This is a genomic window from Pseudomonas sp. CFBP 13719, from assembly GCF_014842095.1.
Lineage (GTDB): Bacteria > Pseudomonadota > Gammaproteobacteria > Pseudomonadales > Pseudomonadaceae > Aquipseudomonas.
Genome location: NZ_JACYVB010000002.1, coordinates 36504 through 58199, shown reverse-complemented (window position 1 = coordinate 58199; position 21696 = coordinate 36504). Strand labels below are relative to the sequence as shown.

General features: G+C 53.2%; 25 protein-coding genes and 2 tRNA genes. 2 read left to right on the top strand and 25 right to left on the bottom strand.

What is annotated here, in order from left to right; translation table 11 throughout:
* Positions 1–15 precede the first annotated feature (15 nt).
* Genes IFT57_RS05380 through IFT57_RS05370 form a run of 3 tightly spaced genes read right to left on the bottom strand, consistent with a single transcriptional unit; the run spans position 16 to position 2263 of the window.
* Positions 16–939, bottom strand: a complete 924-nt coding sequence (locus tag IFT57_RS05380) for a hypothetical protein (protein ID WP_122531442.1) — start codon at positions 937–939, stop codon at positions 16–18.
* Positions 932–1348: a hypothetical protein gene (locus IFT57_RS05375; RefSeq protein ID WP_122531443.1), complete on the bottom strand. Its 417-nt coding sequence runs from the start codon at positions 1346–1348 to the stop codon at positions 932–934. The genes IFT57_RS05380 and IFT57_RS05375 overlap by 8 nt, the downstream gene beginning before the upstream one ends.
* A 12-nt stretch (positions 1349–1360) precedes the next feature.
* The gene (locus IFT57_RS05370; RefSeq protein WP_192150917.1) at positions 1361–2263 is read right to left on the bottom strand and encodes a hypothetical protein; all 903 of its coding nucleotides are present in this window, start codon (positions 2261–2263) and stop codon (positions 1361–1363) included.
* A gap of 246 nt (positions 2264–2509) precedes the next feature.
* On the opposite strand from IFT57_RS05370, the gene IFT57_RS05365 reads away from it, so the two are divergent.
* Together IFT57_RS05365 and IFT57_RS05360 are read left to right on the top strand one after the other, a co-directional pair.
* A tRNA-Leu gene (locus tag IFT57_RS05365) sits at positions 2510–2596 on the top strand.
* A 2-nt stretch (positions 2597–2598) separates the two neighbouring features.
* Positions 2599–2683, top strand: a tRNA-Leu gene (locus tag IFT57_RS05360).
* 44 nt (positions 2684–2727) lie between these two features.
* On the opposite strand, the gene serS is transcribed toward IFT57_RS05360, so the two are convergent.
* The 22 genes from serS to IFT57_RS05250 form a co-directional block, all read right to left on the bottom strand.
* Positions 2728–4005 (bottom strand): serine--tRNA ligase, encoded by a 1278-nt coding sequence (gene serS / locus IFT57_RS05355; RefSeq protein WP_122531445.1) that lies wholly within the window; start codon positions 4003–4005, stop codon positions 2728–2730.
* Between the two features lie 71 nt (positions 4006–4076).
* Positions 4077–5255: a hypothetical protein gene (locus IFT57_RS05350; protein WP_122531446.1), complete on the bottom strand. Its 1179-nt coding sequence runs from the start codon at positions 5253–5255 to the stop codon at positions 4077–4079.
* The gene (locus IFT57_RS05345; RefSeq protein WP_163020513.1) at positions 5252–6376 is read right to left on the bottom strand and encodes a hypothetical protein; all 1125 of its coding nucleotides are present in this window, start codon (positions 6374–6376) and stop codon (positions 5252–5254) included. The genes IFT57_RS05350 and IFT57_RS05345 overlap by 4 nt, the downstream gene beginning before the upstream one ends.
* Before the next feature lie 2 nt (positions 6377–6378).
* Complete coding sequence (locus IFT57_RS05340) at positions 6379–7560, bottom strand: hypothetical protein (RefSeq protein WP_241032731.1); 1182 nt, start codon at positions 7558–7560, stop codon at positions 6379–6381.
* A gap of 62 nt (positions 7561–7622) precedes the next feature.
* A complete protein-coding gene (locus IFT57_RS05335; RefSeq protein WP_241032768.1) occupies positions 7623–7946 on the bottom strand; it encodes a HesB/IscA family protein in 324 nt (107 codons plus the stop codon).
* Positions 7946–8332: a Fe-S cluster assembly scaffold IscU gene (gene iscU, locus IFT57_RS05330; protein ID WP_122531449.1), complete on the bottom strand. Its 387-nt coding sequence runs from the start codon at positions 8330–8332 to the stop codon at positions 7946–7948. Before iscU ends, IFT57_RS05335 begins: the two co-directional genes overlap by 1 nt.
* 99 nt (positions 8333–8431) lie before the next feature.
* A complete protein-coding gene (locus IFT57_RS05325; protein WP_122531450.1) occupies positions 8432–9007 on the bottom strand; it encodes a helix-turn-helix domain-containing protein in 576 nt (191 codons plus the stop codon).
* Entirely contained in the window at positions 9004–9369 is a 366-nt protein-coding gene (locus tag IFT57_RS05320) for a hypothetical protein (protein ID WP_122531451.1), read from the bottom strand. The genes IFT57_RS05325 and IFT57_RS05320 overlap by 4 nt, the downstream gene beginning before the upstream one ends.
* Before the next feature lie 96 nt (positions 9370–9465).
* Complete coding sequence (locus IFT57_RS05315; protein ID WP_122531452.1) at positions 9466–10290, bottom strand: VWA domain-containing protein; 825 nt, start codon at positions 10288–10290, stop codon at positions 9466–9468.
* 59 nt (positions 10291–10349) lie between these two features.
* On the bottom strand, positions 10350–10805 hold the full coding sequence (locus IFT57_RS05310; RefSeq protein WP_122531453.1) for a hypothetical protein: 456 nt from the start codon (positions 10803–10805) through the stop codon (positions 10350–10352).
* Between the two features lie 14 nt (positions 10806–10819).
* Complete coding sequence (locus IFT57_RS05305; RefSeq protein ID WP_122531454.1) at positions 10820–11746, bottom strand: HpcH/HpaI aldolase/citrate lyase family protein; 927 nt, start codon at positions 11744–11746, stop codon at positions 10820–10822.
* A gap of 23 nt (positions 11747–11769) precedes the next feature.
* Positions 11770–12864 carry a cysteine protease StiP domain-containing protein gene (locus tag IFT57_RS05300; protein ID WP_122531455.1) on the bottom strand — a complete coding sequence of 365 codons (1095 nt, stop codon included), beginning with the start codon at positions 12862–12864 and terminating at the stop codon, positions 11770–11772.
* Positions 12864–13742, bottom strand: coding sequence for a hypothetical protein (locus IFT57_RS05295; protein WP_122531456.1), 879 nt, complete (start codon positions 13740–13742; stop codon positions 12864–12866). Before IFT57_RS05295 ends, IFT57_RS05300 begins: the two co-directional genes overlap by 1 nt.
* A gap of 96 nt (positions 13743–13838) precedes the next feature.
* The gene (locus IFT57_RS05290; protein WP_122531457.1) at positions 13839–14987 is read right to left on the bottom strand and encodes a phosphoribosyltransferase domain-containing protein; all 1149 of its coding nucleotides are present in this window, start codon (positions 14985–14987) and stop codon (positions 13839–13841) included.
* Positions 14984–16090, bottom strand: coding sequence for an ATP-grasp domain-containing protein (locus IFT57_RS05285; protein WP_122531458.1), 1107 nt, complete (start codon positions 16088–16090; stop codon positions 14984–14986). Before IFT57_RS05285 ends, IFT57_RS05290 begins: the two co-directional genes overlap by 4 nt.
* A 78-nt stretch (positions 16091–16168) precedes the next feature.
* The gene (locus tag IFT57_RS05280; protein WP_122531459.1) at positions 16169–17050 is read right to left on the bottom strand and encodes a hypothetical protein; all 882 of its coding nucleotides are present in this window, start codon (positions 17048–17050) and stop codon (positions 16169–16171) included.
* A gap of 59 nt (positions 17051–17109) precedes the next feature.
* Positions 17110–17670 (bottom strand): TerD family protein, encoded by a 561-nt coding sequence (locus IFT57_RS05275; protein ID WP_122531460.1) that lies wholly within the window; start codon positions 17668–17670, stop codon positions 17110–17112.
* A 77-nt stretch (positions 17671–17747) separates the two neighbouring features.
* On the bottom strand, positions 17748–18329 hold the full coding sequence (locus IFT57_RS05270; protein WP_122531461.1) for a TerD family protein: 582 nt from the start codon (positions 18327–18329) through the stop codon (positions 17748–17750).
* A gap of 92 nt (positions 18330–18421) precedes the next feature.
* Positions 18422–19501, bottom strand: a complete 1080-nt coding sequence (locus tag IFT57_RS05265) for a DUF475 domain-containing protein (protein WP_244656723.1) — start codon at positions 19499–19501, stop codon at positions 18422–18424.
* A gap of 42 nt (positions 19502–19543) precedes the next feature.
* Entirely contained in the window at positions 19544–19990 is a 447-nt protein-coding gene (locus IFT57_RS05260) for a hypothetical protein (RefSeq protein ID WP_122531463.1), read from the bottom strand.
* Between the two features lie 75 nt (positions 19991–20065).
* Positions 20066–21076 carry a hypothetical protein gene (locus IFT57_RS05255; RefSeq protein ID WP_122531464.1) on the bottom strand — a complete coding sequence of 337 codons (1011 nt, stop codon included), beginning with the start codon at positions 21074–21076 and terminating at the stop codon, positions 20066–20068.
* 62 nt (positions 21077–21138) lie between these two features.
* The gene (locus IFT57_RS05250; protein ID WP_122531465.1) at positions 21139–21672 is read right to left on the bottom strand and encodes a hypothetical protein; all 534 of its coding nucleotides are present in this window, start codon (positions 21670–21672) and stop codon (positions 21139–21141) included.
* Positions 21673–21696 lie beyond the last annotated feature (24 nt).

Below are 21696 nucleotides of genomic sequence, written 5' to 3'. Positions count from 1 at the left end.
GCGCCACCTGCTTTCCTAGAGCCCCAGATCGACTCCTATCAGGCTATCTCTCATGTGCGGTTTCATCATCTGAGGCTTGAATAGGCTTCTGTCAAAATCAAGTTTCTTCAAAAGCGTCTGCATCTCGTTGTCATCCTCAACAGCATTGGCCAGCCTGCTCATTTCAAAACCATCGCGAGCCATCCCCTCCAGCGTATGCTTAACCGTAGCTCTATCGTTACCCGAGGATTTCTCAATGCCCTGGAGCACAACGAGCAAAGCTACCCTGCCAGGGTTTGTTTCTTTGAGGTGACGGCAGAAAGCATCCTTGATTTCAGATGTTTCAGGCGAAGGATGCGTTAGGATGCCCGTTAAGCCAATGGTTGAGTTTACGTTCACAGAATCGCTGCCAAAATGCCTGACACACGAGTGGGCAGCGAAGGCATTCGCACCTGCGGTTCCAGGATAGACCTCTTTGAAGCGTCGGGCGAAGCAAAGGGTGTCATCAAGGGCTGAATCAGTTTCGTCCAGAATGTCGACTGCTGCTTCAAGCATGGTGCCCAACACAGAGTGCTTATCTGATTTTGTGTAAGGCAACTTCATCAGCGACGCTGCCAGCCGGGCCGATGAATCCATCACGCCCAGATCGTCAGCCATAACATTGCGAAGTAGCTGGTAGATCGCATTCTGACTCAGGGGGTCATCTTCAAGATCGGTTAGAGCCAGCGTCTTGTAGATTCGAAGTGCAAAGCCGTTGATGGCGGCATCTGATAGCTCCAAACCATCTTCGAGATCCAGCAAAAAATCCTGCAGGGCAAAATCAGGATCGTTCATGGGCATTCCCTGCTCATAGAGCTTGCCCAAAGTCTCGTAATCCTTCATCTCGACTGCAGCGGCAAACACAACCTCGTCAGGTACGCCGAAGTCGAGCGGGAGGTTCAGAGGCTCATTGCTAGTCATTTTTCTCTTCTATCCAGCGGTCAATGATCGCTCGCACCAATGGAACGATCGGGTTGAAGCATTCGCGGCTGTAGCATCCCCAGGATTTCATCTCAAGGTGTGGGCGGTTGGTGCCGCGTCCAAACACCCATTCGATTTCTACACCACTTGCCTTATGGCTATTGATCCAATTCTGGCAGGTGAGCCGGGACACAGACAATAGATTTCCAAGGCTAGGCGCATTGGCCAGGTCACCCATCTGCTCGATGAACACGGCAAAAACACCCATGTGAAGGACATTGTGTGCGCTCAACATCGGCACGCCTTGCTTATTGAGCTTTATGATGGCAAACATGGGATGGGCTTTGACCACCTCTGCCAGCAACGCCTGAAATTTTTCTGCATCTTGTACGACTGCTTGATTGTTCACGGTAGAAGCTCCTCACAGCCCCAGGTCAGCGCCCAGGTTGTTGTCCAGATAGATGGGGCTCAGAAGCGCCAGCGACGAAGGTCTATAGGCGCCCCAGGCATTGATTACTGCGGTCTTGAGTGTTAAGTCGATCTCAGCTTGCTGCAGAGCCACCAGTGCCTCGTCATGTCCCTGGGCAAAGAAAAACCCCATAACATTGAGGTAGGTACGTTCTATCCAGGCCAACTGATCACCATGAGCTTTGTGGTGCAATGAGCACGCCAGAAAACTCTCGGCGTCTTGTACGCAAGACATTGGAACGGGAAGTCGGTTGAGCGCCAAACCGGCGCCATGTAGCGTCCTCAGCAAATGGGGTGTACAGACGCCCACTCGACAGATTTGCAGAAAAAATTCTAGCGGTGATTCAAAATGATGATTGTGAAGCTTGTGCACTAACCCATCCCGCCCAACCTCAATAGAATCACCGGCCAGAGGGCCCCAACCATCCGTTAGGCAGTGCGAAGCCGAGTCCGTGATGCACAGGCCTTCCTTCATGGCATCATGCACCACCGAGCGCTTCTGAAGAGCCACGGCAAGACACGCAAAGAAGTCGCCCCCTTTCAGCTTGCTGGCTATAAGCTCTTGAGCGGCAATATCCAACCCCTGGCCCAATCGAACACCTGCAGCGGCGGGTAATGCTAAACCCCACGACCCTGGAAGCATGGCAAGCTGCACTAGAATCTCCGGATCACCAGGCACCCCTGTGCCGAACAGTCGACCCGCATCGATCAATCCTTTGTAATGGCAAGCCACCAGGAAGCACAAAGGGGCAGCAACCTCGGGTGCGTCCAATCCAAATGCCACATGCGCATATTCGTTTTTGAGGACAAAGAAGCTCTCAAGAGATGAGCCTGATTCAAGAGCAGGATGATCCATGAGTGACATCAAAGGGTGTAGATCAGACCAAATGACCTCCTGAGCAACGAGACTTCGCAACGGCTCAGGATTTCCGAGGCGTGCCTGGGTGAAGGCTGATTGCCACACTTCACTTCCAGTTCCCATGGTAGACCTCGGTATGTCGCATTATGATGATGTGGAGTATGCTGTATCTATACTGGGCAGTCAAGTCGGCTTTGATATATATTGACTAAACGACAATATGTGGTACTTTACAAGTACAGCGCCCCGATGGCGGAATTGGCAGACGCAGCAGACTTAAAATTTGCCAGCCGTATGGCTGTGCCGGTTCAACCCCGGCTCGGGGCACCAACGCCCAGCTGGTGAAACTGGTAGACGCGCAGAGCTCAAAACTCTGTTCCCAAGGGAGTAACGGTTCGAGTCCGTTGCTGGGCACCAACATTAAAAAAGAGGCCTTCAAGCCTCTTTTTTCATTTCCCGAATCAGCCGATATAGTCACGACCACCCAGGTAAGGACGAAGTGGCTCTGGAACTCTGATTCGCCCATCTTCTGTCTGATGATTCTCCAGCAGTGCCACCAGGGTGCGACCCACAGCCAGGCCCGAGCCGTTTAGGGTATGAACCAGCACTGTCTTGCCTGCATCGCTGTCACGAAACCTGGCTTGCAGACGTCGAGCCTGAAAATCTCCGCAGTTCGAGCACGAAGAGATTTCTCGGTACTTTTCCTGGCTGGGTACCCACACTTCAAGGTCGTAGGTCTTGACAGCTGAGAAGCCCATGTCGCCGGCACAAAGAAGCACGACTCGATAGGGCAGTTCGAGCAACTGCAGAATCTTTTCAGCATGACCCGTCATTGCTTCCAATGCCTGCATCGACTGATCCGGGTGAACAATCTGCACCATCTCAACCTTGTCGAATTGATGCTGCCTGATCAGACCACGAGTGTCCCGGCCTGATGCTCCAGCCTCACTACGAAAGCAAGGCGAGTGAGCAGTCATCTTGATTGGCAGATCATCCACTGCAAGGATCTTATCGGCCACCAGGTTCGTCAGGGTGACCTCGGCGGTTGGTATCAGATAAAGATCGCACTGACCCGGCCTCTCGACTCGAAAGAGATCCTCTTCAAACTTGGGCAGTTGTCCGGTGCCCCGCAGTGTCTGGGCATTTACAAGATAAGGCGTGTAGGCCTCTTCATAGCCATGGTGATCGACATGATAATCGAGCATGAACTGCCCCAGGGCGCGGTGAAGCCTTGCGACATCTCGTTGGAGCACGACAAACCTTGCACCCGACAGAGCTGCCCCTGATGCAAAATCCATCCCTGCCAAATCTTCTCCAAGCTTTACGTGGTCGACGGGGGTAAAATCAAAGACCCTTGGGGTACCCCAGTGACGAACTTCGACATTACCGCTTTCATCCAGACCATCAGGAACCGAGACATCAGGAACATTGGGCAGGCCCATGACGATGGCATCGATCATTTCCTGCAGGCTCTTGAGCTCATCCTGCGCATCTCGAAGTTGATCTTGTGCATTACCCTCTGTTGCCATCAGTTGAGCAATGTCCTGCCCTGCACGCTTGGCCTGCCCGATCTCACGAGCCCTGAGGTTACGCTCCGCCTGGAGGCGCTCGGCCTCAGACTGGATAATCTTGCGTTTAGATTCCAGGTCTTTATATTCCCCCAGGCTTACGGAGCCTCGGCGCAGTAAAGCGGCTTCTATGGCATCGGGATCTTGACGCAGCATTTTGGGGTCTAACATCGATTCACTCCATATCAGGCATCATAAGTTTCCCCGATTATACATATAATTGCTGGCATGAGTGTGTGGCTTCAAAGGCCCAAATCTACTGCTAACAACTTTTCTCCAAGCCTTGGGGTGATAAGACTCACTCGCTCAGGAATCTTTCTTCCAATCCCTCTGGCTATCAGTAAGGAGGCCTTCCTGGTGACCTGAGAAAGGATCCATTTGACGTGATCATCTTCACAAGGGCGAATCAAATTCACAATCAGGTTTTCAGTAACATTCTGATTACCAGGCAACCGGGACATTGCGTTGATCAGCCCAACCTTACTGCGCCAGGCTAAATGTTCCAGCCCCTGGGATTCGGGCTTGTCGAGCGCTGACTCGATCGCACCCCTGAGTCTTTTCAATCCTACGGGGTCGAGGACTTTGCGCCCTGACTTGGAATAGCTATTACCCAACCACCTGCCACCCTCATCAGGATCCAGAAGATGAGTAAGTAGCGAACTGCGTGCGGCCCACAGTTTTTTGGACTCATGGTTCAGGTAGTACTGTGGAAGGTGGTCTGCTTCCTTTACCAAGGACTCCACGTCTTTTGGGACTATGAGCAGATCATGGCTGGCCATGGTGTTCACCATCTGCTCAATGCCGTCTGAAAATTCGCCTGGCCGCTCTTCAGCCGGGGAGTGTGACGCTTTTTGCTTCAGCGCATAAATCATGGTTGAAGCTACTCGATCCCCCCTCAGGGTCACCATCTTGTTGATGAATGCCAGGGTGTCTGGATCGACCTTATCAATCATGCCGAAATCGTAGGTCAGCGCTTCTGCCCAGCGCTCAACCATGCCCTTGTTGATCAAAGCAGGCTCTCCGAACTCTACTTGAACCTTAAGGCAAGCCAGGGACGCTGTATAAGCGCGGAAAATGTCCTTCATTGCTTGAAGACCCTTGCGTTCATAGCTGGACTCCATAAGCTCAGGAACGCAAAGTGATAGCAGCGAGCAGGCCTTTCCAATATCCATCACTGATTGAGGGTTGCGTCTGCGAGCTACTGTCTGGAATTTGTGTTCCAGCAGACGGGCGTAAGCGCTGGTTTGCTCGTTGGTCATGTGCCTCGAAAAAAAGAAGATCGAGCAAAATGCGCCAATTTTTGCGTCGGGAATTTCACCTGATAGCTGCAACAGGTCTCCATCAGACAAGAGCGCCAAGTGGGAGAGACACGCACCAAACTCGTGACGCTCCCAGGATTCAATCATTTTCTGAGCATTCACAGCCCCAAATCCCCCATGAAATGACGATCGCGAGCCTTGTGCGTGACATCACTTAGAACTTGGGGCAGTTGTAGCACCAAAATTTCCTGATTCTCAACCGATGTTTTTTGGCATATCGACTTCCAATCCACCGTCAAACTGTCCAGTGCTCTCAGCTCTTCCCAGTGGCGCGATGACATCTTGTCCAGAAACCTGGAGACAAGCTTCAGGGCGTGCCGGGTCAACGGAGTCTGAACATCGAATTTGAGAGGCTGTTCCTTGTTGATGCGATCAAGAGCCGTCATGACGACAACGTACTGCTGGAAAGCAGCTATGGCGTTCTTGGCAGATCCGATGGTTTTGGTAGACATGAATGGCTGCATCGCTTCAACGGAGGATGTTGTCTCCAGCCAATGCATCAGGTGTTTGGCGCGGACGTGCCCCAAATGAGTGATGGCACCATTATCCTGCCCCTTGTATCTATCCAGATACAAGCCTATAGAGTGAAGCTGCATTATCCACCTGCGAGCCTCTGCTTCTTCTCGGATGAAGATCATATGCCGGCAACTGGCGATTGATTTAAGATCCTCTTGCGACCCCTCGGGATTATCCCCCTTTATGGCAAAGGAGATGGCTCGCTCAAAAAAGGAGTTGTAAGATGCGCCGTGGTAAGGCTTTTGATCATAGGAAACAAAATGTTCATAGGTTCGCAGCGCATCAGAAGCAGGCATGATTTTTTTAAGAGCAAAATAGAGACGGCCCTTGAGGAGCACATCCCGCTTCGTGTCAATCATGAAGGGTCGACTGCCTAGGAGATCTAGGAGCGGCATCAGCCGATAACCCTGCTCTGGCGTTACATCATCCTCTTCCAGGTATTCCACGATTCCCATGAGGAGGCGTTCACGCTGGATGTGGAATTTATCAATGACATAGAGGGCTTCAAGATCAGAATCCTTCAGGTCAAGCCGAAAGAAGGCTGGAAACTTCCCATGATCAGACATCAGCCTGATGCGATCGGCGACCTCACGATCCTGACCGTCTCGTACAGACAGCAGCAGGCCGTACTCAAAGGGCATCTTTTCAACACTCATTCGTCTGTTGAGTTCGCCCCGATAAGCAAGATCTTCTTTGATGTTCGACAAGGTCAAAGCCCCAAATCATGTCCGAACAAGTTATCGCGGGAGCGCGACGAAAGCTTGCCCAAATCGTTCCTGTGTTGATTCTTAATATACAGGGTGAGCTTCATGCTGTGCCTTCTCTTCATCGTCGATTCCGCCCGCTGCAGATCGATCTCTGGGTAGACATCCTGAAGAAATGACGTTACCTGCTCGGCTTCATGGCTATGCGATGATCCCACATAGTAGTGGTGCGAAGCCAACAGGGCACAAAAAAGGGTCGTCATAGCGTCGCGCCTTTGGGCTGGTTCGACATGAGCACGCATCAGATCAACCAGCTGGGCGGCCTTGCTGTAAGTGTCGGAGATGTCGCTCAGCGGGTCGGACACAGATTTGTGTATCGCAGGGTACTGATCTTGAAGCAATGCGGCGCATAGCTCTCCCAGGCTCTTAGGGTTGCAGAGGCTAACAGGGTGCTCCAGGGTGAACTCACCCACTTCGCTGCGAGTGATGCAAAGCCATGAAAGGTTGGTCAGGAAGAGATTGATCTTGGCAATCCCAGGCGCAGATGCGAGCTCCTTGATGAGAGCATACAGAGGCTCAGCCAGTTTCTCGGCAACAAGCAGGTTGCGAGGATCTTGTGGCGCTTCTGAAAAACGCTGAAGCAAGGGATTGATGATCGACCCGATATCTTCAATGAATCGATTGTTTGTCTTGATCCTTTCTCGCAACACACTGACGTCCAGTGCGTAGCAGTCTGACCTTGGCTCCAGATACTTGGCCATCGCCAACAGGTGAACGACACGGGGTTTGACAAATGCCTTGGTGTCATCGCCAATCAGGGTATTGGCCATGCGAATGAACTCGCTTGATTCATGTCCAGTGTAGGTGCTTTCTAAAAAATGCTGCCCCATCGCATCGAATCCTGGACGAAGGGAAAGCTGCGCATGTTCAAGGATCTTGAGTTTTGAGAGTGCTCGAACGAAGGTAAAGCCGCTTTCGCTTGCCGGCGCCCCAATGAAGAGATTGACCATGATGTCATTGACGCGATGCCAGAAACTTGGGGGCACATCGTCTTGAGCAGTCATGGCACTCCCAAGCGTCGTCATGCTGTCGATCAGGTAATGGGCGTCAAAGTAGTTTTTTCTGACCAGATGTTCGTGAATGGCGATCACAAGACTTTGCATCTGCGATGAGCGATTGGGTTCCACGAGGGTGTCCTAATGAGGGGTGCGCCGATACTCTCAGACTAAAGCATCAGCAAGAAACCGTGCTAGATGGAAAATGATTCACCGCAACCGCAACGACCGCTCTCATTGGGGTTGAGGAACTCAAAACCGTGATTCAGGCCTTGCCGGACGTAGTCGACCTCCAGGCCCTTTAAATAAACAGCATGCTTGGGGCTAACGTAAAGACTGAATCCGGCCTCTGCTTTGACCAAATCGGTTGGATCAGCCTCATCTACAAATTCAAGGGTATAAGCCAGCCCAGAACAGCCCGTCGTGCGAACACCGAGGCGAATGCCTAAGCCTTTCTGGCGACCTTCAAGAGAGCGCTGGATTTGCGCGGTTGCGGCTGCTGTCAGTGCCAGATCGATCATGATGCCTGCCTTTTTGCACGAAAATCTGCAACTGCTGCCTTGATGGCATCTTCGGCCAGCACTGAGCAGTGAATTTTGACGGGTGGGAGCGCAAGTTCTTCAGCTATGGCGCTGTTCTTGATGGCAGCTGCTTGATCGAGAGTCTTGCCTTTGAGCCATTCAGTGGCCAATGAGCTTGAGGCGATGGCAGATCCACAGCCATAGGTTTTGAATTTGGCATCTTCGATGACTCCTTCAGGGCTTACCTTGATCTGGAGTCTCATGACGTCGCCACAGGCAGGCGCTCCCACCATGCCAGTACCTACCGAGGGATCGGAGGCGTCGAACTTGCCGACATTCCTCGGATTTTCGTAGTGATCAATAACCTTTTCACTGTACGCCATGAGCTTTCTCCTACTGATTTAGTAGGATAATACCAATTAAAGAGCGGGCATAAAAGGGTTATTGCATATATTGCCAATAGCGGTGACAGACGCCCGACATTATCGGGCTATGCCCGTCAGGGTCTTATTTACTTTGAGCAGGAGCGAGTCCACCTTCACACCTTCACGGGCCAAGGCCTGGATTTCACGCTCGATATCCTTGAGGCTGCGCTCAACACTGAGGATCAACTTGCAATGATCGCGATTCTGCTTGTCGGCACTATGCGCTCCGAGCTCAGGGCGAATATCGTACGGCTGGATGCCCATGAATTTGGCGATGCTCAGCAGGGCGTTGGACGTCAGGGGTCGCTTGCCATTGAGAAAGTTGGTCAAATTCGAAGGGTCGATTGACAGCTCGTCTGCCACTTGCGCACGACTCAGCATTTCACGGCCTTTGAAATGGAACGCCCAGGCAGCGACTAGCCTGTACCAGGCATTGCGGTCTTTTTCCTTGGGAAGCTGGGCATACAGGAGAGCACCCTCCTCCCCGCAAAATTCAATGATCTTGCGGCCAGCGGTCAACAAGAATTCATGCGGATTGGGCATGGAGTATGGGTTCATTCTCAGCAGGGAGTCTCCCTTTGGAAGTCTCTTCCAGATGGAGTCCATGATGTGGCCAAGCGAGTAAGTGCTCATGGCTTTAATCCCAGGGGCTTGCAGTTTTTGACTTGAACATCACCCTGGAGAACGCCCAGGCGGGAATCCTCAGCGAAGATGCATTTTTGAGTGGTCTGGTCGTAGTACATCACCCACAGAGAGTCCTCTTTCCAGGTCATGCTCATGAGTTGAGCGTTTTCTGGCAGCGTGACGTTCATTGTCCCGCCCCAACGGCGGGCAGCGACGTTTTCCAGTACGCCGATCCAGAGCAGATAGCCAAAGGCCAGAACGATCAGCGGCACCACCAGGGTGTACAGCTTCTTGGCTGTGACCTTGAATGCCACCCAGCTTGAGAGTGCAGCCAGCAATACAACGATCAGTGTGTAGGTAGCAAGAATCACGGCGACACTCCATTTCTATTACTTTTGAATATATTGCAAAAAGCTTTCAGTGTCAATATTTGACAAACCCAGCCGGGTGACTGGGCCTGCCCAGTATCAATTCAGAATGCCCTTGGATTTTGCTTCCTTCACCCAAGACGGGTACTCGTTCATCAGCAGTTCATAAAAGCGCTCATCGCTAACCGATGCTGGGTCTTTGAGTGCAAAGAAGTTGCAGTTGTCCACCTCCCTGCCGCCCATGCTGTCGAGCTCACACAGGTACTTGAAACCACTGGTGCTGGGCCGGCGAGATGACGCGCTTGCTGTAGAGCCAGAAGCCCCGAGCAGTCGTGCGAAGAATCCTGCTTTCTTAGCAGGCGCAGGCTCCGCGTTGCCATCGATATCAAAGCCTTCTGGTGGGATCTGCTCGCCTAAGCCAACAAATTGGATGAAGATAGGCAGCTTGGACATTTTCCGAATCAGGTAGCTGACTTTGTCCGCCTGCTCGGTATCTCCGTCAGTGACGAAGATCACATAAACCGGGTCGGTGCTGTTGGCATATTTGGCCTCCAGCAACTCAAGAGCGCGTGCATAGCGGGTACCTCCCTCAAGATTGTGGCGCTCCAAGATGCTGCTAACGCAACCCTTGTAATCAGCCATGCCATAGCTGGCTATCTCGTAAGAATCGACCCCAAAGGCGAAAACATCGATCTCACCATCATCGTCGAATTGGAGTCCAACAGGCATGGCCTTGGCAACCAGGCGGTCGACGAGGCCGCTGTTATACAGGCCACTCATGGACGCCGAGATATCCAGCACCAGGGCTACGCGAGCAATGTGATCACGCAAATGTTCGTGCTTTGCAAGACTGATCTTGGTCTGCTTGTAGGCAGACACCAGTTCCGGTGCTTCTTGCTCTACTTTGGACAGGCTGATACGCATGTTCGGTTATCCTATAAATTGACATCATTGCGCTGCGGGTTTTAAGCCGCAGCAGGCCGTCAGGCCAGGATGGTCTTGATCTTGTCGATGATCGCCTGCTCGTCAGCGCCCGCACGACCGCGACTGTTACTTGAGGCCATCACGTTGGCGAATTCGATGATCTCGCGGCGCCAGCTGGCTTCTTTCACAGTGTCGCCAATTTCAGCAACGCGCTTGTTCACCTCCATCAGGCGCGACGTCGGGTTCTTGTAGGCCGTGACGAGTTCTTCGATGATCTCGGCGTACATGTCGTGCGCTTCGGCGGGCGTCAGATACTGCTTGATGCTGTTGTGGCCGCTGATAATCTGACTCGCCTGCTCGATTTCGCTCTCCTCGGCACTGCCATCGGCCATCGTAATCAGGGCCGAAGAAGTCACCAACGCACGAGCAAAGCGTTTTTCGGGGGTCAGGGAAGCGGGTGCAAAGCGCTTGGCGCTGGCGGTGATGCTTTTGCCCAGATTTTTGAGAAAGCTCATGGTGTACTCCTTGGTTAGGCTACGATGCGTAGCTTATTGGTTTGAGAGCGCTCGCTGATGAAACGAATCATCTTGGCCCAGCGCAAATGGGTTGCCGGCTCACACATACTGCCGTTAAGTGAGAAGACAGCCGGGGCATCTTCGGCCAGGATAGCCTCTGCCTCCTGGATCTCCATTGCCGAAGGCGCCAGCATATCTTCAATGATTGCCAGCTGGGACGGATGGATGGCTGTCTTGCCGATCAAGCCATGCGCCTTGTCCAAAATCAGTTCACGGTTCATCGTTTCGATGTCCTGGAAATGCTCGAAAACAGGGGCGCTGAGCATGAATCCTTGTGGCCTGAACACCGACACCAACTGAGCAATTGTCAAACCCAGGGGCGTGTCGTAGATGGTCAGATTGCGTGGACGACGCAGACCCAGGCAATTGAACAAATCGTTGCCGCCGATGCGCAGTGCGATCACGCGACTGGACAGGGAGCCTTTTCGCAGGAGGAGGCCCAGCAACTGCATTGACTTGACGTCGAATACGCAGGCTGTCTCAAGCGTAGGCATCACCCCCAGCAGCGGAGGGGCACCTTCGAGTGCCTCTGCCCACTCGTCATGAGTTTCAAGCGAGAACTTAGGCAGGACAAAGCCACTGCAATTGCGGATGTTGTCGTCTTGCAGAAGCTGTCGAAGAACTGCTGGATTGCGAGGGCGAATGAAAACCTGAACACCGTCGCGCTCAAGATTCATCATGCCAGGCAAGGCTGCACGAATATTGTCGATAGCCTGGGAGACGCGTGACTCCTCCACCGCATCTTCCGTACAGATCACAAGCGATCTGGCAGCAGTTTTGCGCTGGCAAACCACCGCCTCCAGGTTTTCGCGTGTGCCGGGCACGTACATGGTAGCGCCCAGAGAAAGCGCCTGGCGCTCTCTGTCAGTCAATTCGTGCATCCTTAATTACCTCTAGAAAAGGGTTAGTCGTTACCGACACTCTTGATGATCGCCACAGCCTGGATCTTGAGATCGGGGCAGACTTTGATTCGAATGTTTCTGGCGTTGGCCAGACGAATCAGGTGTTCTACGGATGGATCCTTGTCATCGCGCAGCATCAGCAAATCCGGCACTCTGCGGAGCAGCACGCGGCTGGCTTCGCCAATGCCAGGCTTGATCATGTTGCGGTCGGTGACCCCTTCGATCGACAGGATGCGCCGGATCATCTGGTGCATTTCTTCTGCCACAATCGACTTTTGTCGCACGTTTTCACAGGCGGCGCGGCCCTTGGAGATGAAGTTGAGCAAACCGCCGCCCAGCTGCGGCTGGATGAAGTGCATCATGCGCTCGACAAACCATTGGCTCAGGTCAGCCGATGCGAGGTCTTCCAGGTAGGCGGCGCCGTGCATCAAGGGGATACCTTGAGACTGACGGTACACAGAACGAGAAAGAAGACCGGATACGGTTGCATTGAGCAGACAGGTGGGGATCAGGGCGTCAGTGCGAGTGCCGGCATAATCAGCCACTCCAGCAATATCAGACAGCACATACAGCTCGTCTTTGATCTGAGGATGCTTTTTGCGAAGCGCCGAGATCGATTCGGACAACTCCTTGCGGATCACCCCCTTTCCTGTCCAGCCATCAACGAAAGTCAGGTCTTCCGCTTTGTGACCCAGGCTCAGGATCTTTTCGATTGCGACCAAATCGAGCCCACGGTCACGGATGATCGATACAGTGAAGTGAGAGACTGAAACCCCGTAATGGGAAAGTACACGCTTGAGCACCACACCAATGGGCGTGCCGCCACGCACGAGCGACACAATCACCGGTTTCTTGCGAGTAGAAGCAATGATTGCTGCCAGATCATGGAAGCGCTTGGCCATGGCTGGGCCTTCAGTCTCGACTTGCTGCTGGAACAGATCCTGGTAGGACTGATCTGGCATTTTCTCAGCAGAAAGAATCTCGCTGTAGTGCACGCCGTTCTGGATTGCAGCTTCTTTTTCTTCAACCGTGAAAAAGACGGGATTGATCTGCTCCAGCAGTACCTGGACGTCACCACGGGCGTAGGAGTTGATCATCACATGGATTCCTTATCCAGCATCTTGACTACTTGCGCATTCAGAATCGTGCTGATCTGCGAAGTTTTCGGCACCACCATGAAATCGGTGTGGCGCATGAATTCAAGATCAGTCGTCGAATCGCCAACGCCCATCGAAACGCTGGCACCCAGGTTCAAGTAGTCACGAGCGCGATCAAATCGCTCATCACCCAGGCCATCGCGTAGAGCTTTCTGCAGACGCTCAACAGCAATACCCTTGCTGACGAAAGTCGGCCACAGGCAGATCTGACCCTCAGTTTCATGGATCTGGTACTTGCCAGTAGCACGTGCGATCGGCTCTGCAAAGCGACGTCGTACGCAGGACACGTTTTGCGCCTTCACGTCCTCTTCACCTTTCACGGTCAGAACGATGTACAGCGGCAAATGCAGCTTGCCCAGCTGGATCAAATCAATCTGAACTTGTCCGCTGAGTTCGGAGTTGCGAACCCAATCTTCGATGATTTCGTAATCCTTGGTCAGGCGGCGAATGTGAGGGTGTGCGAACTGAAGGTAGGACTCAGTCCAGCTTGCGATAGCATGCCACAGGCCATCGCCGTTATTGTCGCGAACCAGCAAGGAGGCGCCAAGATCAGTCAGCGCAATATCGTAAGGCTGCCCTGTCACGAAACCATTGACCCGTTCCAGCTGCTCGTGGGAGCGCGCAGTAACTGGAATAACGATACCAGAGCTGATCATCTGATTGAAAAGGGCCTGTTGGTCAGCGCGAGCAAAGCCATGATCCTCTTCCTTGGCATTTACAGCCATGGGAACAGTGCCGCGTGGATCACTCGCAAGACTCTGAAACAGGGTGTGATCCAGGTCGGTAAAGTAAACGAGAGGAGAAGCTGATTGGGTCATGATGGCTACCTTGCTTTTTTGGCAATATATGGGTTATGCGACATTCTGTCAATGCAATATACCGATATCTCGGCATTCAACGACCTGGCTTGGCAATCAAGCCAACCAGCCATCCATTTCCAGCACGCTTGCATTGCCCAGTTCGCGGCAGAAAGCCCTGGTTTGCTCGGTAGCTCCCGCTTCGCAGAGCACGATCACCTTGGCATAAGCCATGGGGTCGAGGTTGTAGACAAAATGGTCAACGCCGTTCCCAAGCGGATCTGGAGCCTTCAAGGCACTGCCAATGGCGCCCCAGACCATTACAGGAGAGCGAGTGGTCGATTGAACCATGCACTGAACGCCTACCGATTCGAGCTCCTTGGCGACAATCACCGCAGCGTGCATGAATTCACCCTGGCCCAGCACCAAAACAGGCTTATCGTTGGGTGTGCCGCCAATGATCTTCGTCAAGGCATCTGCAAAGCCCTCAGGCGGCTTCATCAGACCCTTGATGCCCATGCGCCCCCAGGATGGAGACAGAACTCCTACAGCGCTCATGGGAGCTCCCACGGACTGTGGCGCAGGGATATCCAGCGGCTTGCTTTCAAAGCTGAATGAGCCATTGAGCAAGTACACACTTGGCCGAGCGGTTTCACTGGCCAGGCTGGTCAAGGTTACCCAGGAGACAGATTCAAGCGAGGGCATGTGAGGCTTGAGTGCGTGCTCTAGATTCAAGAAGGTTTTCCCGGTCGATACCTCATCATCGATCAGCACAACGTCCTGGCTTTCCAGGAAGATACCCAGATTCTTACCCTGAGGAAGGTACATCCACTGCGAGGCGGCGTGTGAGTGCTCCTCGACAAAGTCGATCCGGGGAAACGCGCCCATGTCGTAGCGCGTTGACGTCAGAAATACCCAAGGCTGATCAGCGCCAAATCGACGCAAAGCAGCTTCGTAAAGGCCATGGCCCAGCCCCGTAGCGGTCTCGGCCATGGCGATGAATGTCATCGGCTTCCCTGGCTTCAGACGGGGAGCCAGATGGTCAAGCAGCGCCTCATGAGCTTCGCAGATGAGATCAGTGGGGGTTGGAATGTGCTTGCCCAGCAATTTGCTGACAAACAGAAAACCGCGCTTTGGATTGATGCGTGCACCGATATCCATGCATTTGTCAAAATCCCAGCCAGCCTGATTGACGTGCACTTGCAGGTCTCCTGTCGGCAGGCTGTGGTGATAGGTTGTGAATGGTGGCGTTTCCAGCATGTTCATGCTTGTGACTCCTTGCCGCGAATGTCGGGGAGGCGCACGGCTTTGCGCCACGAATAGACCCGCGCACCTTCAGTCGGGGCGGGAACAGTGGCGGGATCAGCACCATAGGCAAGCTTGATCCACCACCAGACAAGGTTCACGCCCGACAGTAGGCTCATGCCCATGCCACCCGAGAACCGAGGATTGATTTCCAGAACACGCAAGGCTCCGGTGACATCCACCTTGAACTGAGCATTGAAAACACCCTGCATGCGAAAGATGCCTGCTAGCTGCTGGCAGTACTGCTCGATGCAAGGGTTGTTGACGATGAGCTGACCATGATTGGATGGGGATCGCTTTTCACGAGCCACTGCTGACACCAGTTTCCCATCCCAAGCCAGGCAATCTACGGAAAATTCCGAGCCGGGCATGAATTCCATGACCATCCAGTCAGAATGCCCCTTGGCCTCACCATTTACGAAGGCAAGGGGAACGAAGCGATTGGGCTCCATGAGCTTGGCATCCACGTTGAACAGTAACTGCTCAACGTCCGGCTTTTCCTTGAAATGGAAGAAACCCTGGCCAAAAATGCCCCGTGCCGGCTTGATGCAGGCGTCACGCGAAGGTTCCCCTTCCTGATGCTGGGTAATCGCAGAAATTGCTTCGTGAAGACTGCTTGACAGATCAGAGCGCCAAGTAGCCCATCGGGGAAGCATCTCACCAGCACCTTCCGCTTGCAATTTATTATAAAAAGCGATCTTGTCGTCAATAGCATCCCAATCCGCCAAGTCGCATGCGGTCAGCACCTTTACCCCAAGTGCTTGAAAGGCTTCGGCATTGAGTGCCAAAGCTTCAAGGTTGCGGCTTGCCACGATACACTCAATACCATGTGCCTTGACGAACTCCAGCGCCCATCGCGCATAGGATGCCTGATCACTGAAGGACGGTTCGAGTTCAGCGTGATCCGCCATGCCGAACCCGATGAAGTGTGGGTTGGTGTGGGTGACGATCAGGCGTCCTACGACTTGTTCAGCCTCAGCTACAGCCGCCTCTTGTTCGCGAATTGCTTCGATGGCTTCTGCCATCACCCAAAGACCTGCGTTGAACCAGATGGTGTGCTTCATCTAACAGTATTCCAGCTTGACGGTTTAATAAATTCGATTATACGGTATATTGCCGTTTCGTCAATTGGCAATACTTGCCTAAATGTCTATCCAAGAACTCGATGTCGCGTCTCTCAAGTAAATAAAAACTTCGCCAAACGCTTGCTTGGTTGGCCCTGTCGCATCCATCAGCACAAATGGCTTGCCATCGTGGATGACCTTGCTAGAAAGATCCGCATCAAGGCTGATCGCAGCAAGAATGTGATTGAATGTCGGCAGGTTGAGCAAAGCCATAGGTCGATCAGGGAACAGTTGGCCGAGCACGCCCACCAGAAACACCTGCTTTGCTTCGCAATCGCCCCTGTTCTCCACCAGCATCTGGATGGGCGTCGCCATGGGAAACGGCTCTGCAAGCAGGTCGTCGTAGGGGATCTGCTGGAGAAACGCCAGTAACTGGTTGATCAATTCAACGGAATCTTCTTGTCCAAATTTCTTGACAACCGCATGGGCGAAGATTGCAAAGACATCCTGGTTGTCCTTCAAAATCTCTCGATAGTCGGGACGTATGCCGTTGGCAAACTCGTCAAAAATGAAATAGCCCCGCTCGGAACTGTGATTGATGGAATAGACCAGATCTTTTCTCAGGCTCTGGGCGAAAGCTGTATCCGATACGGGATCCTTTCCATCTACCGCAAAGAAGAAACGCTGCTCGGTGCCTGCCACGGTGACTGGATATTGGGGGGTGGTTGTTTGACGGGCTATGCCTTGAGCGAGGCGGTAACTCAGTTTCAGGATGTCCTGCTGTGAGATCTGATCCTTGCCACGCAGCATGCCTGCCTCAAGCCGCTGATAAGGCAAGTCGACGCTTATTGTCTGAGGCTGCCCACGAAAGTCACTCCATGAGTACTCCAGCACTTGAGCCTGGGCACGCCAGGGGATCAGTAAAGCCGTGAGTGCGAGTATCAGTCCAATCCTTGCCATTTAAGGGTTACCTATACTAAAAAGCCCGGCATCGCCGGGCTTTTCATGGCTTTCGCCGATCAGATATTGCCGCGAATGGTATCGACCATTTCCTGAGCCAGGTTGCCATTGCTCTGGATACCCAGCGCATTGACCTTCCAGGCACCGTCTTTGCGGTAGATACTGGCCATGATCAGGCCGGTATGGCGCCCTTTCTCGGACAGGTTGAACTGAGCGACCTTGTTGCCGGCTTCGTCGTACAGGTTGCAGTAGGCGTTTTCAACGTCGTTGAACGACTGACCGGTGTAGGAATTGACCGTGAAGACCAGGTACTGGACGTTGTCAGGCAGGGCTGCCAGGTTGACCTTGATGGTTTCATCATCGCCATCGCCAGCGCCGGTACGGTTGTCGCCGGAGTGCACGATGCTGCCACAACGACTTTTCAGGCTGCGAAACCAGACCTGATCGACCAGGGTCTTGTTGGCGTCCAGCAGAAGAACAGAGGCATCGAGGTCAACGGATTTGGCGCCACCGAAGATCCCGCGAGCGCCATCCCAGCCCAGACCCATCGAAACGGAAGTCAGTGCGGTGCCATCGGGTTTTGCGAGGCTGATTCTGGCGCCTTTGGAGAGTTGAATCATGACGGTATTCCTTTTATCTGAAAATGGATTCTGAATTGAAGGGGGCGCGATCACCCCCTTCGTGCCCACCGGGGCGATCAAGGCGTGGCAGCGAGGCCAACGTTTGCCAGTACGCCGATCAAACCTTGCTCGTAGCCCTGGCCGATGGCGCGGAACTTCCACTCCTCGCCGTGGCGATACACTTCACCCATGACAACGACGGTTTCGACCGAGGCATCTTCATTGAGCTCGTACACGGCGATGGAGTTGTTCGTTTCCTGATTCAGCACTTCAACCTTGGCGCCACCGACCTGGCCGAAGCACTGGTTGCGCTCTTTGCCTTCGTGGATGTTGATGATGAACTGTACGCGGGTGATTTCAGCAGGCACCTGGCTCAGATCGATGGTGATGGTTTCATCGTGGCCGTCACCGCTACCGGTGCGATTGTCGCCACCGAAGATAATGGAGCCATCGACAGACTTGTCATTACTGAAGAAGATGAAGTCCTTGTCGTTTTTGGCTTTGCCGTCCTCGTAGAGGCACAGCGCGCTGGCGTCCAGGTCGAAAGCTTGGCCATGAGTGGTGCGCTCTTCCCAGGAAAGACCTACAAGGATCTTCTGCAGACCAGGCTCAGCCTTGGACAACGAGATGTTGCCCCCTTTGCTCAAAGAAATTGCCATGATATTGCTCCTAGTTCAATTTACTGGTATGTCGTTTTAGTTAGCTGAGAGGCGGAATACCCGCCCTCAGGTGATTCAGGATTGAGCTTGAATCAAGCTTCTGCTTGAGCCGGCAGCGCCGCTTCCGCTTTCTTGTGGCGCAGGCTCGACCATACAGACAAGCCGATCAGAACAGCGCCCACCAGAGCAGTGAAGAGCTCAGGGATGTCGATGAAGCCAGAGCTGATCATGATCAGGGCCAGAACACCAATGGCGCACATTGCACCTGCTTCCAGGTAAACCAGCTCATCCAGGGTGCCCTTTTTGACCAGATACACAGTCAGGGATCGGACGAACATTGCACCGATGGTCAAGCCCATGCCGATGATGACGGGGTCTTTGCTGATTGCGAAGGCACCGATTACACCATCGAGGCTGAATGAGGCGTCGAGTACCTCCAGGTACAAAAAGCTGATCAGACCCCCTTTTTTCACTGTGTCGACAACAGCATCGCCAGTCTCTTTTTCTTCGAACAGATTCTTGAGCAGAGACATTGCGAAGAAGATCACCAGACCCAGGGAGCCTGCGTACAGAAACTCGGCGGACTTCGGGGCTTTCAGCACGGAAGCGATACCCATAAGCACAGCCAGTGCTACGAAAGCCTTTACGCCATCAACGCCGCCAAAGGAGGCCAGCTTTTCTTCAACCTTGCCCAGCCAGAAGTGCTCTTTCTCGTCATTGAAGACGAAGTCCAGGAAGACCATCAGCAGGAACATGCCGCCGAAAGCTGAGATGGACAAGTGGGCTTCGTGCAGGTGGTGGGAATACTGCACAGGATCATTGATCAGCATGTGCGCCGTATCCATGAAGCTGATGTCGGCAGCCAGCGCCACGATCTCAACCGGAAGCAGAAGTCGCACAACGAAGACGGCAATGAAGATGCCGACGGTCAAGAAGGCCAGTTGCCAGAAGCGGCTCATGTCCTTGAGTACCTTGGCGTTTGCCACGGCGTTGTCCAGACTGACGGAGACTTCGAGCACGCCCAGGATCAGCACTGCAAACGCAGCGGATGGGCCTCCGTAGATGAACGCGCCAATCATACAGATCAGCGTGACAAGGGCCGAGCCCCAGAAGTTGCGCATATCGATATCTCCGAGTGAGACAGAAGGTTTAGGTAATTGCCAAATGGGCAACTTGGGGTCAATTATAGGGTTAATCGAAGCGCTGTCAATAACCTATTTAATCGAATTTATCGACTGCAGATGCGTGTACTCCCAAGAGACGCCTCTCTCCTGGCGGATGCCCACCTCTACCATCAAGGTGAAGCCTTGGCCTGCTGCCTCGCAATACAGCTCTCGGGTGTCCCTGTAGAACCAGATCTGCCCCCTGTCCTCAATTGAAAAGTCCTGAGGGCTATCGATGCATGACACTTGGGCAAGAAGACTGCTTTCAGTCAAACCCGCGTCAATCCAGGCGCTAGAGAGCTCAGGAGCGCCCTGCTCTGCCATTTCCCAGATCTCGTGACGCAGGTCGGAAATACTGGGTAGAGCGATATCAGACTGCGTGCCATCTATCACAGACATCAACTGGATGTAGGCGCTTTGCGAGGCTACGGAAGGGTCGGATTGGGCGGCATTGGCACCACAGCAAACCAATGCCAACATCATTGCGAGATATTTCATGTTGTTGGCCTTGTAGATAAAAAGCCAATTTACCAGTAAAGGGTCATTCTTGCGAGGCGCTCGCAGACTCCCCGATCAAAGGCCCAGGTCTGCCGCAAATCGCCTTTCGCTGTGCATGGCTGCCAGCTTGGGAAGACCGCTTAGATCTGTCAGCTGAATCATGCCCTGATCAAGAAGATATCTGGACTCGTTCTTTGTCAGTGCATCAAGCTCGGAGAGTCGGCCTTCCTGCCTCACAGCCTTCATCGCCCAAGCCAGCGGCCTGGCGTACATGTCATCCTTTGAGGCCACGATTTGCTTTATGGCGGTCAGGACTTTCGATTCTCCCAGCAAGGTGGCGATCTCGTCAGCCTTTAGGAATACTGCGTTGAGTGGCGAATTGACCAACGCGTCACTCAACAGGTTTTGCGCGGCGATGCCGCCATGAAGCCTGCAAAGAAGACTGAACGTAGGCTCAAGTTCCTTCTCCGTGCACTCATTGAGGTAGTAGTAGGGGTAATGGGAGTACGCCGCCATCCGATCCTGCGAGAAAAGCTCCACCCCTTTTTTGAACAATTCTGGGGCGCAGCCGTGAAGCTCAAGTATCGACATTCCAGAGAGCGCATCGTCCAGCGAGATTGAATGTTCGATCTCAATTTCCAGTGCATAGCCCGCAAAGAATGCATACCGGGGGCTCACGAAGGTTTTCTTCTGGCTTCCTTCTGCACCCCTAAGCGTCTTTAGGGCGATCAGGGTATCTGAATGGTCGAAGTCTTCAGCCCTTAAATTTGCGTAGGTGTGTGTATCGACGCCTGAAATGTACTGGTTGTACAGGGCTCTGGCATTACCCGTGGCAATGGCGATTGATGTCAGGGCTTGAGCAGACTCTTTCACATGCATTGCATGGTAACAAGCTTCGTGGGCTGCCATGTCATACTCTTCGGCATTCAAAATCTGACGAAGAATAGCTTCTGGCTTGGTCGTTGAGAGAAGGCGCTGCATGAAAACCTCTGAGAACTCCAGATGCTTGGTTGTGCATTGGAGGTCTTTGGCTACCTGGCTAGACAGGGCCATGCATTTCTTGATGAAGCTTGCGTGGGCGGGCATGTGGTGTCTCGATCGATTCTCTATACCTCATGATGATGCATGCGATCACCCCGCCTCAACAATCAGGCCTCTACGGATTCGTACGTCCAGCCAGGAGGAAGTAGAAATCTTGCAGTCCAGCCATGCTTAAACTCCTGCGTTTCGTATGCTGCTATGGCTTTGGGTAGCGTTTTTGGGAGTGTTTCGCCCAAGGCCTCATCATCCATTAGAAGATGCGACTGTAGCCTGCTCAGTCGACCTGCCCTCAGATGGCCGCGAAGAGATTTCTTCGTCACGGGGGCAATGCGTGGCAACTTCCAGGTCATGGCCAGCCATTCCATATGCAAATCGAAAGGGCGCCCCGCTCCTGTGCTGTCTGTTATTTTTTTCTGATCGAAGTCAACTATGAGCGTTCCATAGCAAGGATCCATCAAAGGCTGTTCAATGGCTTCCAGCATCTCGCCCCAGGTCGAGTTCTTAATCCACGAAAGGTCTGGAGCAGCACCATCGCTGTACAAGCCTACCCTTTCGTCCATGAGAACGTGCCCACAGGTAGAAACACCGGCCCAATGTGCAGCGACGCCCCTGTATACAATGGTCAAATTAACATCGGTCATTACATGTCCTCAAAGATGCCTGCA

What these genes read in the sequence shown, in the direction of transcription:
- IFT57_RS05315 (WP_122531452.1), bottom strand. Translation starts at nt 10,290, where the DNA reads ATGCGTATCAGCCTGTCCAAAGTAGAGCAAGAAGCACCGGAACTGGTG.
- IFT57_RS05300 (WP_122531455.1), bottom strand. Translation starts at nt 12,864, where the DNA reads ATGATCAACTCCTACGCCCGTGGTGACGTCCAGGTACTGCTGGAGCAG.
- IFT57_RS05255 (WP_122531464.1), bottom strand. Translation starts at nt 21,076, where the DNA reads ATGCCCGCCCACGCAAGCTTCATCAAGAAATGCATGGCCCTGTCTAGC.
- IFT57_RS05310 (WP_122531453.1), bottom strand. Translation starts at nt 10,805, where the DNA reads ATGAGCTTTCTCAAAAATCTGGGCAAAAGCATCACCGCCAGCGCCAAG.
- IFT57_RS05295 (WP_122531456.1), bottom strand. Translation starts at nt 13,742, where the DNA reads ATGACCCAATCAGCTTCTCCTCTCGTTTACTTTACCGACCTGGATCAC.
- IFT57_RS05305 (WP_122531454.1), bottom strand. Translation starts at nt 11,746, where the DNA reads ATGCACGAATTGACTGACAGAGAGCGCCAGGCGCTTTCTCTGGGCGCT.
- serS (WP_122531445.1), bottom strand. Translation starts at nt 4,005, where the DNA reads ATGTTAGACCCCAAAATGCTGCGTCAAGATCCCGATGCCATAGAAGCC.
- IFT57_RS05380 (WP_122531442.1), bottom strand. Translation starts at nt 939, where the DNA reads ATGACTAGCAATGAGCCTCTGAACCTCCCGCTCGACTTCGGCGTACCT.
- IFT57_RS05285 (WP_122531458.1), bottom strand. Translation starts at nt 16,090, where the DNA reads ATGAAGCACACCATCTGGTTCAACGCAGGTCTTTGGGTGATGGCAGAA.
- IFT57_RS05260 (WP_122531463.1), bottom strand. Translation starts at nt 19,990, where the DNA reads ATGAAATATCTCGCAATGATGTTGGCATTGGTTTGCTGTGGTGCCAAT.
- IFT57_RS05250 (WP_122531465.1), bottom strand. Translation starts at nt 21,672, where the DNA reads ATGACCGATGTTAATTTGACCATTGTATACAGGGGCGTCGCTGCACAT.
- iscU (WP_122531449.1), bottom strand. Translation starts at nt 8,332, where the DNA reads ATGGCGTACAGTGAAAAGGTTATTGATCACTACGAAAATCCGAGGAAT.
- IFT57_RS05280 (WP_122531459.1), bottom strand. Translation starts at nt 17,050, where the DNA reads ATGGCAAGGATTGGACTGATACTCGCACTCACGGCTTTACTGATCCCC.
- IFT57_RS05370 (WP_192150917.1), bottom strand. Translation starts at nt 2,263, where the DNA reads ATGGATCATCCTGCTCTTGAATCAGGCTCATCTCTTGAGAGCTTCTTT.
- IFT57_RS05325 (WP_122531450.1), bottom strand. Translation starts at nt 9,007, where the DNA reads ATGAGCACTTACTCGCTTGGCCACATCATGGACTCCATCTGGAAGAGA.
- IFT57_RS05275 (WP_122531460.1), bottom strand. Translation starts at nt 17,670, where the DNA reads ATGATTCAACTCTCCAAAGGCGCCAGAATCAGCCTCGCAAAACCCGAT.
- IFT57_RS05270 (WP_122531461.1), bottom strand. Translation starts at nt 18,329, where the DNA reads ATGGCAATTTCTTTGAGCAAAGGGGGCAACATCTCGTTGTCCAAGGCT.
- IFT57_RS05290 (WP_122531457.1), bottom strand. Translation starts at nt 14,987, where the DNA reads ATGAACATGCTGGAAACGCCACCATTCACAACCTATCACCACAGCCTG.